Source organism: Novosphingobium sp. CF614 (assembly GCF_900113255.1).
Classification (GTDB): domain Bacteria; phylum Pseudomonadota; class Alphaproteobacteria; order Sphingomonadales; family Sphingomonadaceae; genus Novosphingobium.
In genome coordinates this window covers 347,268-358,089 of the sequence record NZ_FOOR01000001.1, presented here as the reverse complement: position 1 = coordinate 358,089, position 10,822 = coordinate 347,268, and the positions used below count along the sequence as shown (strand labels likewise).

At 71.8% G+C, this 10,822-nt stretch carries 9 protein-coding genes; all 9 read right to left on the bottom strand.

What is annotated here, in order from left to right; translation table 11 throughout:
* Nucleotides 1-19: 19 nt before the first annotated feature.
* From BM052_RS19780 to BM052_RS01660, 9 genes are read right to left on the bottom strand one after another with little or no spacing between them, the layout of a single operon-like run.
* Nucleotides 20-2,197 (bottom strand): hypothetical protein, encoded by a 2,178-nt coding sequence (locus tag BM052_RS19780; RefSeq protein WP_177198268.1) that lies wholly within the window; start codon nucleotides 2,195-2,197, stop codon nucleotides 20-22.
* Between the two features lie 5 nt (nucleotides 2,198-2,202).
* Nucleotides 2,203-4,938: a baseplate J/gp47 family protein gene (locus BM052_RS01695; protein ID WP_091142453.1), complete on the bottom strand. Its 2,736-nt coding sequence runs from the start codon at nucleotides 4,936-4,938 to the stop codon at nucleotides 2,203-2,205.
* Complete coding sequence (locus BM052_RS01690; protein ID WP_091142451.1) at nucleotides 4,935-7,352, bottom strand: putative baseplate assembly protein; 2,418 nt, start codon at nucleotides 7,350-7,352, stop codon at nucleotides 4,935-4,937. Before BM052_RS01690 ends, BM052_RS01695 begins: the two co-directional genes overlap by 4 nt.
* On the bottom strand, nucleotides 7,349-7,711 hold the full coding sequence (locus tag BM052_RS01685; protein WP_091142449.1) for a GPW/gp25 family protein: 363 nt from the start codon (nucleotides 7,709-7,711) through the stop codon (nucleotides 7,349-7,351). Before BM052_RS01685 ends, BM052_RS01690 begins: the two co-directional genes overlap by 4 nt.
* Nucleotides 7,708-8,052: a hypothetical protein gene (locus tag BM052_RS01680; RefSeq protein ID WP_091142447.1), complete on the bottom strand. Its 345-nt coding sequence runs from the start codon at nucleotides 8,050-8,052 to the stop codon at nucleotides 7,708-7,710. The genes BM052_RS01685 and BM052_RS01680 overlap by 4 nt, the downstream gene beginning before the upstream one ends.
* Nucleotides 8,052-8,567 (bottom strand): phage baseplate assembly protein V, encoded by a 516-nt coding sequence (locus BM052_RS01675; protein WP_177198267.1) that lies wholly within the window; start codon nucleotides 8,565-8,567, stop codon nucleotides 8,052-8,054. The genes BM052_RS01680 and BM052_RS01675 overlap by 1 nt, the downstream gene beginning before the upstream one ends.
* Nucleotides 8,564-9,745, bottom strand: coding sequence for a hypothetical protein (locus tag BM052_RS01670; protein ID WP_091142445.1), 1,182 nt, complete (start codon nucleotides 9,743-9,745; stop codon nucleotides 8,564-8,566). The genes BM052_RS01675 and BM052_RS01670 overlap by 4 nt, the downstream gene beginning before the upstream one ends.
* The gene (locus BM052_RS01665; RefSeq protein WP_218151498.1) at nucleotides 9,738-10,106 is read right to left on the bottom strand and encodes a hypothetical protein; all 369 of its coding nucleotides are present in this window, start codon (nucleotides 10,104-10,106) and stop codon (nucleotides 9,738-9,740) included. Before BM052_RS01665 ends, BM052_RS01670 begins: the two co-directional genes overlap by 8 nt.
* Complete coding sequence (locus BM052_RS01660) at nucleotides 10,103-10,759, bottom strand: hypothetical protein (RefSeq protein ID WP_091142443.1); 657 nt, start codon at nucleotides 10,757-10,759, stop codon at nucleotides 10,103-10,105. The genes BM052_RS01665 and BM052_RS01660 overlap by 4 nt, the downstream gene beginning before the upstream one ends.
* Between the last annotated feature and the right edge of the window lie 63 nt (nucleotides 10,760-10,822).

The following is a 10,822-nucleotide window of genomic DNA, read 5'->3' as shown; positions in this document are numbered from 1 at the left end:
CCTATTTTCTCCTGCAAGTTCAGCTGGCCGGTATCAGTCCGGCTTCCAGGCCCAGGCCCAGGTATTCGTCGAGTGCGATATCGAGATTGGCGCGGCGCTGGGTTTCCTCGAGGAAACGCCAGACGCCCATGGCCCCGCCGCTTTCCGCGCCTGCGGTGATGGCCGGATCGCAGCGCCAGGACAGGCGGGCGAAGCCGGCCGCGCCGGGCTCCAGCGTATCGAAGGCGAGGCCCAGCCGCGCGGCGATCGCGGCCGCGTCGGCGCCGGCTCCCGCCTCCTTGATGGCCAGGTCGGGCTGGCAGCGGAACTGGCGCGGGCCGGACGAGCCGGGGGGAACGTAAGAGAAGCGCAGGCATCCCACCTGGCGGCGGGTCGCGATCAGCGTCCGGGCGAAAATGGTGTCGGTGGCGGAGACCGATTGCAGCTGCGCCAGCCCGGTCACGGTCATCCCGGCGAGCGAGGCCCGCGCCCCCGGCATCGCCAGCGGGCCGAGCACCACCGTTTCGCGCCCTTCCAGCCCCGGCACCGTGGCAGGGGCCGAGACCAGGGTGCAGACGCTGCGCCGCAGGGTAAGCGTGAGCCGTTCGTGGTCGCCCTCGATCGTCACGCCCTGGCCGCCGAGCACGGTGCAGTTGGAGACCACCAGCTCGCCCAGGTTGGCGCCGTCATCCGGGGATGCCAGCACCGCGCCGCCCACCAGCAGCCCGTCGAGCACCAGCGCGCCGGGATCGAGCGCCTCGGCCGGGGCGCTGCCGGCGACCGCCACGTTGCCGGTGATCGCGGCGCGGCGATCGCGCGGGGTGAGCGATCCGGGCAGCAGGTCGCTGCCGCCGCCCTCGCGCGGGGTCTCGGGCCAGTCGGCGCTGACCAGCAGCAGCAGGCTGCCCTGCGGCACGACGATCGTCCGCGGGCCGGACAAGTCCTCGTCGAAACGGTCGTTGTCGAGCAGGGCGATAGCGCCGACGGTGCCGGGGGGCAGCGTGTTCCATTCGGCCACCGCTTCGGCCACGGTGGCGAAGATCACCCCCGGCACCGCCGCGCGGCGGCGGCTGACGCCGACCTGCCAGGTGATCGACCGGCCCGCGAGCAGGCCCGCGACGGTCGCGGTGCGGTCATAGGGGCCGGCGCCGAGGTCGCCCGGCGCGGCGAGCGCGTGGCTGCAATGCACGGCGTGGGGGGCGATCCCATCGGGAAAGGCGATGCGGCCGCGTACCGGATCGAAGGCGGCACGGATGGCGCGGGCGACGGGGTTGCCGCCGGCGTCGGGGTAATCGAGCGAGGCCGGCGGACGGCGCCAGCCGCGCGCGTCGGCCACGTCGTGCAGGTCCGCGCTCGCCAGTTCCTCGCGCGGGATCTCGGTCCAGGGATCGCCGTCCGCGTCCTGCACCCAGAGGCGGAGCGGCGGTTCGTCATCGAACCAGGCGGGGGCGGGGGTGCGCCCGGCGGCGCTGTCGGCGCGCAGGGCCTCCAGTTCGAGATAGAGCGTGCGGCGGTCGAGCAGGGCCGGCAGGTCCGCCTCGCGCGGGGCGGCGGAGGCCAGCGGGCCGGGCGGGTTCCACAAGGGCAGCGCGCGCCCGGCCGGATCGCACAGGAAACGCCCGGCGCCGGCCGGCGCGGCTTCCACCGCCTCCAGCGGATAGACCTGCTGGCGCCAGCCGAAGATGCCGATGTTGGGCACGTTGTAGCGCCCCTGGCCGCGCGCGATGGAGCGGATGTCCAGCGTGTGCGGCAGGGCGTCGAACGCGGTATCGTGCCGCCGCATCCGCTCCGGCTCGCGCACCAGGGCGCTGGCCGGCGCGCCGGGCCGCAAGTGGCTCAGCGACTGGGTGGTGGCGAGCCGCTGGAACATCTCCACCGGCAGCGCCGGCCAGCCGGTGGTCGCGCGGGTCAGCGTGCCGATGATCCCGAGCGTTCCCTTGCGCCGCCGCAGGGCCACCGTCTGCGCCACCCAGGCGCGTTCGGAAAAGCCGTCGGTCTGGGTGAGCGCGCGCACCGCCAGCAGGTCGGCGATATAGGGCACCGCCCATTCGGGGCAGGTTTCGATGAACCAGCTTTCGGCCATCGCGTCGATGGCGCGTCCGAGCCGGTCGGCCTCGCCGCCCATGATGCCGAACAGCGCTTCGACGGCCCCGCCCGCTTCAAGGTCGGCCTCGTGCAAGTAGGCGGGCAGGGCGGTGTAGAGGCGGTCTCCATCCATGCGCATCATTGCACCTGCGTCAGCACGAGTTGATCCGGATCGAGGGTGAGCAGTTCCGCCCCCTGCCAGCCGTTGCCCAGCCGTCCGGCCATGGCCGAGGGCAGCACGGGCGCGACGCCGGCCGGCTGGTCGAGCCGGTGGAAGCGGGTGAAGCGCGCGGCGCGCACGCCGCCGACGCCGTGCAGCACCGCCGATGCCTCGGCCAGGCTGGCGGGCTGGGCGAATTGCCGTGCCGCGAAGCCGAAGGCCTGGAGCAGCGCCGCGCGCGCCGCTGCGAGCACGGTGGCGGCAACCGCGTCGCTCGCCAGGATCAGCTCGGAACGGAGCGCGAAGCCCCGCGCCCGGTATCCGGCAAGGGTGATCGGCAAGCCATGGCGCTGGCCGGCATAGTCGCCGCCGCTGCGCACCGCTGCGATCGATTCCTCCAGATTGTCGAACAGCGTGTCGCCCGCCGCGGGCATGCCGCCGCCGGTGTCGGCGATCGTCAGGACGATGCTGCGCCAGGTGCCGTCGCGCACCAGCGCCGCGTCGGCCTTGCCGATCCCGGCGAAGGCGCGGGCATAGTCGGCGACGTCGGCCAGGCTGACGATGCGCTCCATCGCGCGCACCGTGACCGGCGCGTTGGCGCGGGCGGCATCGAGGCTTTCGGGGTCCTCGGCGCCACCGGTCGGCAGTGGGTTGACCACGCCGGCAAAGCCCGCCGGGCGTTGCAGCGGCTGGCTGAGCTGGCCGGCCTTGAGCATGCCCGCCAGGCCCGTGCCGGTGCGATAGCGGGCCATGATGTTGCCCTTGCCGCTCGGCAGACGGGCACCGGTCACGCCGTCGCCGAACTGGACGGTGACGGTGCCGTCGTCTGCGGTGCGGGTGGTGAAGACACGGTCGCGCGGGCCGGCGCCGACGAAGCTGTGCACCTCGTTCCACCAGCTCGCGCCGATCCGCACCCGCAGCGTGGTCGCGCGGCCCGGCGGGTTCGACGAGGAGACCCAGGTGAGCGGCTTGCTGGGCAGTGGCACCGTCTGGAAGGCGATCGCCGCGTTGCCGTTGCCGATCGCGTCCTCGCGCGTTTCGCCGTGGCTGGCGGAAACGACATTGGCGTTGATGCGCACCGAGCGCGGCGCCAGCCCCGGGGCGATGTCGGATGTGAAGCGCAGCCGCGTGGTCATGGTCGCGGGCGGGGCGAGCTGGGCCGCGTCGCCGCCCGCCGGGACGGTGGAAACCTGCTCGATCGTCAGGATCCGCGCGGCGGCATTCCCGCTCGCGGCCTCGCTGCCGGTGAGCGCGACCCGCTGGCCTGCCGCGAGGCCCTCGACCGGCTTGCTGAGCGTGACTTCGCGCCCTGCAACCGGGGTGGTGATCGGTGTCATTCCCCAGGGGATCAATTCGCTGACGCCATGGACCGAGGTCGAGCGCGGCGAGAACGACGAGAGCGAGGGGCCGCGCAGCTTGAGGCGCGTGACCTTGGCCGACATGCCGAAGTCGCTGACGCTGATCTCGGTCGCCTCGGTCACCTGGTAGGCCTGCATGGTGGTGCCCGCGCGCAGCACGATCCAGCTTCCCGCCACGAAGCGGTCGTAGACCTGGTCGAGGTCGATGTAGTCCCGGCCGGCGGGGAACGGGGCGTCGGCCCAGCTCGTCCGGCGGCCGGCGTAGATGCCCGGCGCCAGCTTGCGGGTGGCGTCGAACTCCATGATGTTGGTGATGTCGTCCAGGATGCCGCCATAGCCGAGCGACGCGGTGCCGCCGCCCGCCGCCATCTCCGACATCGCCCCGGATGGTCCGCCCGGCGCGAACGATACGATCGCGTTGCTGGACTGTTTGCTAGCCTCCAGCGCCTGGAGCGCGGGCACCGTCTGGGCGGCCACGGCGATCGGCAGGAACTCGCCCACGCGCAGCACGATCGGCAGCGATTCCCAGGCCGGGGCGTTGTGGCCGAAGATATTGGTGCGCTGGCGCATCGCATAGACGCGCGGCGATTGCAGCGGGATGGTGGCAGCGGCGCCCAGCGCGGATTCCAGCAGCACTTCGCTGCGTGGCGGCACCTGGTCAATCGGGTCGGCGGGAATGTCCTCCACGCCCGCGACGCGGCGCGCCTGCCAGCGCGGGCTCTGTGCATCGGCGATGCGTTCGCCCCCTACCACCAGCACCATGTCGCCGGTCTTGAGCTGGGTGGGCGGATAGAGCATCAGCCGGGTATCGCCCGCCGCCGGGGCGACGTAGTGGACGCTCTGGGCGTGCAGATCCTGCCAGGCCGGGCGAGCGACGATCTCGGCGTCGGTCTCGAAGATCTGCGGCTTCTCGCCGGGGCCGGGCACGCTCATCACCCCGGCCCCGGCGGGCAGCGTCACCTGCTCCGGCGAGCCGGGAATGGTGTCGCAGTTCACCGCCAGGAACGTCGAGGCGGAGACCCCCGGCGCGGGGGAATACCCGATCAGCCGCGCCAGTTCGAGCACCGAGCGGCGCTCGGTGGCGGGGCGCAGGAAGCCCTCGTTGCCGATGCGTTCGTTGTAGAAGGCCAGGATGTCGAGCGTCACCGCCCAGCCGTCGAGCAGCGCGATCGCCGGGTCGGAGGGATCGCGCGTGGTCAGCCGCGCGAGCGCCGGGGCCTTGTGCAACTGGTCCAGCATGGCGCCGTTGAAGGTGCCGTGGGTCGCCAGCCGCCAGGGAATGCGGGTGAGGCCCGGCTGCGGGTCGGGGGATGCCGGGGCGCCGCCGAAGCAGGCGCATTCGGGATCGGCGCTCATCGTCCTCCCTCCAGGTCAAAGCGGATGCGGCCCATGTCCGGGTGGTCCGGATCGTTGTCGAGCCGCAGCAGTTCGGTGTTCGACGGGGTGATGACGCCATCGAGCACGGGATCGACCGGCGGCGCCCCGGCGCGGCCGAAGCGTGTCAGCGCGGCCGATCGCACGCCCTCCACGCCCACGGCGGCGGCCAGGATTGCGCTGGCATAGACCGGATCGCCGAAGCTGCGGCGATCGGGATGGAAGAAGCCCAGCGTGCCGTCGGAGCCGGTGCGGGCGCTGAACAGTTCTTCCAGCCGCTGGCGCACGTTGGCCCGGATCGCGTCGAGCTGGACGCAGACGTGCAGTTCCAGGTCGAGCGCGACGTGAACCGGATCGGCGATGTCCAGATCAAAGCCGGCCATGCGCTTGCGTTCGAGGTGTTCGAGCAGGGTTGCCGCGAAGGCCGGATCGCCGGTGGCGGACTGGCCGCCGATGCGGTCGACGATGAGGAACACGGTGTACCAGCTGCCGGTCCAGCGGATGCGGGCCTGGGCGCGCTGCACGCCGGGCAGTTCCTCCACGGCGGCGGCATAGTCGGCCTCGGTGACGGCGCGGTCCTGCTGGGCCACCCGGGCCGGGGCGAAGCGGCGGATATGCGTGGCGCTCTCCCCATCGCGGCCGCCGCGCGCGGGGAGCGGGTTGGTGACGGCGACAATGCCGGGTCTGGGCGGCGTTGCGACATGGCGCAGCACGTCCAGCCCGACATTGCCCGCCGCGCCACCGCCCACCCGGTAGGCGGCGGTGAAGCTGGTGCCCGGTGCCGGCCGGGCGCCGAGCGTATCGTCGCCGAAGCGCAGCACCACGGTGCCGTCATGCTCCACTTCGGGGACGAAGGCGCGGGCGAAACGGTCGGCGGCGAAGAGGTCGGGCAAGGCGTCCCAGTCGTCGCCCTGGCTGGCCACCCGGATCGCCGCCTGGGTGGGTGCGCCGGCCGGCGGGGCGAGCAGCTCCGCGACCGGTCCCTCGGGATCGAACCCGGCGGCGAACACCACCCCGCGATGCCCCAGCAGCGGGCGATAGGGACGGTCGTCCTCCAGCACCGTGTCGGGCAGCAGCGCGGCGTCGGGCGCCCAGTAGCCGGCATCGGCGGGGGCGAGATTGGCCATGGCGACGGCGCAGCGGAGCACTTCGCCGTCCACGCTCATGCTGTCGACCGGCAGCGCGAAGGGCAGCGCGTCGGCTTCCGCCCAGGCCACCTCGCAGACCGGCGTCGCATCGACCGGATCGGTGCCGTAGCGCACGGCGGTGAGCCGCACCGCGTGGCGCAGGCGCGGATCGGCATCGGCGCGCGCGCCGGTCTCGGGATCGGTGCTCTGGGCCAGCAGCAGCAGGTCGCCGGGCGCCAGCGAGAGCTTGGGATTGTCCTTCAGGGTGACGCCGAGCGCGCCGGGGGGCAGGCAGCACGCGGTGTCCGACCAGGTGTGCAGCGCGATCTCGTTGTGCGCGGAGGAGAGCGAAACGTCGGCCATGGTCTCGAACTTGGCGGCCTCGGAGCGCAGCGCGGCGTCGCGCGCGGCGGCATCGAGCACCGCCCCCGCGCCTGGCTGCAAGCCGGCGACGAGCTGACCGGCGGGCAGCACCGTGCCGTCGGCGGCGGAAGCCGGCGCGACCGTGAAGTGGACAAGCGTGCGGGCATTGGCGCCCTCGTCGATGGCATAGTCGACGAGGCGGGCGTGGCGGCGCAGCGAGATGCGGCTGCGCGCGGTGCCCAGGTAGGCCTCGGTCCCGGCGGCGTCCTGGGCGTAGCTCAGGCGGTCGGCATGGTAGGCCAGCGTCTCGACCATGGCCAGGTAGGGATCGGCCGCCGAGCGGTCCTGCCAGCCGGGCATCAGCACCGCCAGCCGGTCGAGCATGACCCGGCGGAAGCTTTCGTAATCCTTGGCGAGGTAGTCGATGCGCGGCTCTTCGGGTGCCGCTGGCGGACAGCGGTGGACGGGCGCGCAGTCGAAGTCGCTGGGGCAGCCGGCCTTGAACAGGAACTCGATCCCGGCGAGCCGCGGATCGAAGAACTGCGGCGGCTCGCTCTCTCCGCTCGCGCGGATCAGGTGGAGGACATAAGTCGAGAAATCCCCCGCCGCGTCTACGCGCAGGCGGATCCGGTTGCCGTCGGTCTCGACCACTTCCTCGATGCTGATGCCGGTGATCCGGTCGCCGCCCGTGATGACGAAGTTCGCCGCGGTCAGTGCCGGGGCGGCGGGGATGCCGCCGGCCTCGCCGGGCAGCGGGTGGACGAAGAACACGTCCAGCACGGTCTGGTCGGAGGAGACCACCTCCAGGTAGTCGAAGCCGTTGATCGGGTCCGGCTGCGGGTTGTCGAACGTATCGCGCACGGCGGCGACGCGGCGGGCCTCGCGGCAGAGATAGCGCGCGCTCATGCCACCGGCCTTTCGATGGTTGCGATCTTGCCCTCGCCGGTGCCGCGCAAGGTATAGGCGACGCTGACGCGCAAGGTGGCCTCGTCGCTCGTCACCTGCACTTGCCCGACTTCGACGAGATCGCCGAGCCACTGGTTGAGCGCGCCTTGCAGCCCCAGTTCGACGGCGATCGCGATCGAGGGATCGCTGCCGCCGAACAGGATCTGCCGCAGCCCGCTGCCGAACTCGGGCCGCATCACCCGCTCGCCGGGGGAGGTGAGCAGCAATTGTCCGATCAGCATGCGGACATAGGCCTCGGTGCCCGTCGCGGCGCTGCGGCCGCCGGAATCGAAGGTCAGCGGGAAGGCTATATGAGTCATTGCGCTATGACCCTCATCTGGACGGTGGTGACGGTGGGCGGGCCTTGCGGGATCTGCTCCGCGCTCTTGCACAGGCCGGGCGAGGTGGAGAGGATCAGCGGCTGTCCGCCGGCGGTGACGCGGGTGGCCGGGACCAGCCATTGCACGGTGACGCAGGGCTGCGGCTTGGTGCCGCCCGGGATCGGCACCTGGAACACGCAGCCGGCGATGGTCGCCACGTCGGCCATGGTCGCGGCCGGCATGCCGCCGAGCATCACGCGCGGATTGCCCGGCGCGATCGCCATCTGGCCGGCGTGCGGGCACATGCCCACCGCACCGACGTGAAGGACGGGGCCCGGCATCAGGTCACCACCAGCGCGCCCTGGTTCACGGTCACGGTCGGTCCCGTGAGCATGATCGTCGCGCCCTTGCCGTTGGTGATGGTGATGCCGATGTCGTTGATGGAAATCATCGCGCCGGTGAGGGTCTTGAGCAGGAAGCCCCCGGTGGGTCCGGGGGTGTCGCTTATCATCAGCGTGTTCTGCCCGGTGGTCTGGATCACGAAGTTGGAAAGGCCCGGGGTGCCGGCCATGGCGAGCGGCGGCACTTCGGCGGTGCTGTGGTAATAGCAGCCGGTCCAGATCGGGTAGTTGAGATCGCCTTGCTCGAATTCCACCCAGACCCCGGCGCCGATCTGCGGCAGCCAGTGCATGCCCATCTGCTTGCCGGTCGCGGGAAAGCAGGGCTCGGCCCAGGTGGAGGGCGCCAGGCCGGGGCCGTCGGGGATCTGCACCATCAGCCGGCCGGTCTGCATGGGATCGATGTTGTTGATTACAGTCCCGCGATATTTTCCGTAGTAGCGCCGGGTCTCGGTCACGCCGCCACCTCCTGTGTGTATGATCCATGGGCGTTCTTGGAGAGCTGGAAGTTCTGCTTGAGCGAGCCGCGCTTGATCGAGGTCGTCACCGACTTGACGAGGTAGACGCCGTCGTGGTGCGGCCCCGCCCCGCGCACCGGCACCAGCCGCCCCGGCACCAGCGCCCGGCCGTAGCGGGCCAGGTCGAGCGTGCCCGAGGCGCCGATCACGCGGCTGGCCTGCGCCGCCTCTCCCAGGCCGCGCATGACCAGCTCGGGAATGTCGAGCCGGGCCTGGGTTTCGCGGTCGGAATTGCGGCCGAGGTCCGCCAGCTTGGAAAAGCGCGCATAGGGGATCCAGCCCGGCCCCATCGGCGGGCTCAGGATTTCGCCGGGGATCGGGATCGGGATGGTCAGGCCGGTCGCGCGGATTTCCTGGCTGAGCAGGTAGGGCAGCAGCTTCTGCGTGCCGTCGAAGCTGAAGCTGAGCGTTTCCACGTTGGAGGCCTGGTCCATGTTGACGGTCAGCGCCGGCAGCATCGACAGGCCCTGGCTGTTGAAGTTGCCGCCCGGCGTCAGCCCGCCCAGGTCCGGCCCCCAATAGGCGGTGGTGACGCCTTCCTGCTCGGTCGGCTCCACCAGGAACACATAGCCGCAGGCGCGCGCCAGGCGGTTGACGTGGCCATAGTCGGTGCCCTGCTGGATGTGCCAGCCGTTGACCGGGTTGGGAATGGTCCAGCTCGGCGGCGGCAGGATCGCCGGGATCACCCCCAGCGGCGTCCAGCGCGCGAGGATGAAGGCGACCTGCCCCATCGGCGGCATGCCCGGCATCGGCAGGCCGGTGATGTCGTACTGGTCCATCAGCTGGGTCACGTCGCCCCCGGTGACGCTGAGCGTGGCCTTGCCCGCATCGTTGGCCTGGGCGACGTCGTAGCGGGCGACGAAGCCGTCGAGCAGCACCGTCCTCACCCCGTCGATCATCAGCGAGAAGATGAAGCGCTTGCCCGGCGTGAACATGCCGCCCGGCAGCATTTCGGTCTCCACCGGGCCGCCCTTGGCGAGGCGCAGCTTCATCTGGAAGCCGCCGCGCGGCGATTGCCGGGTGATCTGCAGTTCGGTGATCGCGTCGATCAGCGCCTGCGGCACCGGGTCGTGGGTGATGAACCCGGTTCGGATCGAGAGCTGGGCGCCTCTAAGCATCGCCGTCCGCCTGATGCGTCGGGCCGGGCAGCGGCACCGCCAGGCGCGTGCCCGGCGCCGCCGTCAGCGTTTCGGGATCGCTCGCCCCGGCGGCATCGGCCAGCCGCCAGTCGAACTCGGGGCGGCCATAGGCCCGTGCGGCGACGAGGTCGGGCCGGTCCCCCACTTCGACCTGGGCGGTGCCGGCGATGGAGAAGGCCGTGGGCGGCGGGATCAGCCGGCGGGTGACATAGGCGGCGTCGCTGCCGTCGGGCAGGGTGACGCTGGCGATCGGCAGGCCGGAATAGCGGCTGGTCTGCCCGAAGGCCGGCTCGCCGCCCGGCATCAGACCGGTCAGGCTGGGAAGTTCGGGCACGCTCATTGCAGCGCCTCCAGCCCGAGGTCGGTCAGCGCCCGCCCGCCGAACTGCGCGGCCAGCCCTTCCTTGCGCGTCTGGTAGGCAAGGTAGAGCGAGGCCGCCCAGCTCGAAAAGCCGAGGTCGTTGGCGTTCAGCACCCGCATCGACACTTTCACTTTGGCGCGGATCGGGTTGAGCGCGGTGTCGAAGGCTTCCTCGGTGATGGTCATGTCGGTCAGCCGCACCGGCATGACCCGCGAGCGGCCCCAGACGAACACGGTCAGCGGCTCGGGCGCGGGCAGCACTTCGATCGATCCGCGCGCGGCCTGCGCGTTGGCGGCGCGCATCGCCTCCACCCCGGGGTAGAGCATGCGTTCGAGGATCGCGAGCTGCGGCCACAGGCCCACGGTGGCGACATCGTCGGTTGGCCCGGCGGCTTCGAGCGCGTCGGTGGCGTCGAGTTCGGCCTCGACCGTGAAAGTCTCGGTCGGCGGGCCGGTCAGCCGGGTCGCCTCCTCGCTCGGCGCGCCGTCCCCGGCGCCGCGCGGTTGCAGCGTGCGGCTGAGCGTATCGGGGTTGTACTGCAAGGGCACCACCTCGATCAGCGCTCCGGTGGCGCCGTCGACGCGCACGAGGCCGGCCTTGAGCAAGCGGGGCGTGAGAGGGGAACTGGCCATGATCTTCGCGCCTTTGCTAACTGCCTGAAACCGGATCGCGCCGCTTCGGGCGGATCGGGCCCT

Coding starts and splice junctions, on each gene's coding strand:
- BM052_RS01690 (WP_091142451.1), bottom strand. CDS start 7,352: ATGAGCGCGCGCTATCTCTGCCGCGAGGCCCGCCGCGTCGCCGCCGTG.
- BM052_RS01680 (WP_091142447.1), bottom strand. CDS start 8,052: ATGCCGGGCCCCGTCCTTCACGTCGGTGCGGTGGGCATGTGCCCGCAC.
- BM052_RS01695 (WP_091142453.1), bottom strand. CDS start 4,938: ATGAGCGCCGATCCCGAATGCGCCTGCTTCGGCGGCGCCCCGGCATCC.
- BM052_RS01670 (WP_091142445.1), bottom strand. CDS start 9,745: ATGCTTAGAGGCGCCCAGCTCTCGATCCGAACCGGGTTCATCACCCAC.
- BM052_RS01665 (WP_218151498.1), bottom strand. CDS start 10,106: ATGAGCGTGCCCGAACTTCCCAGCCTGACCGGTCTGATGCCGGGCGGC.
- BM052_RS01685 (WP_091142449.1), bottom strand. CDS start 7,711: ATGACTCATATAGCCTTCCCGCTGACCTTCGATTCCGGCGGCCGCAGC.
- BM052_RS01660 (WP_091142443.1), bottom strand. CDS start 10,759: ATGGCCAGTTCCCCTCTCACGCCCCGCTTGCTCAAGGCCGGCCTCGTG.
- BM052_RS19780 (WP_177198268.1), bottom strand. CDS start 2,197: ATGGATGGAGACCGCCTCTACACCGCCCTGCCCGCCTACTTGCACGAG.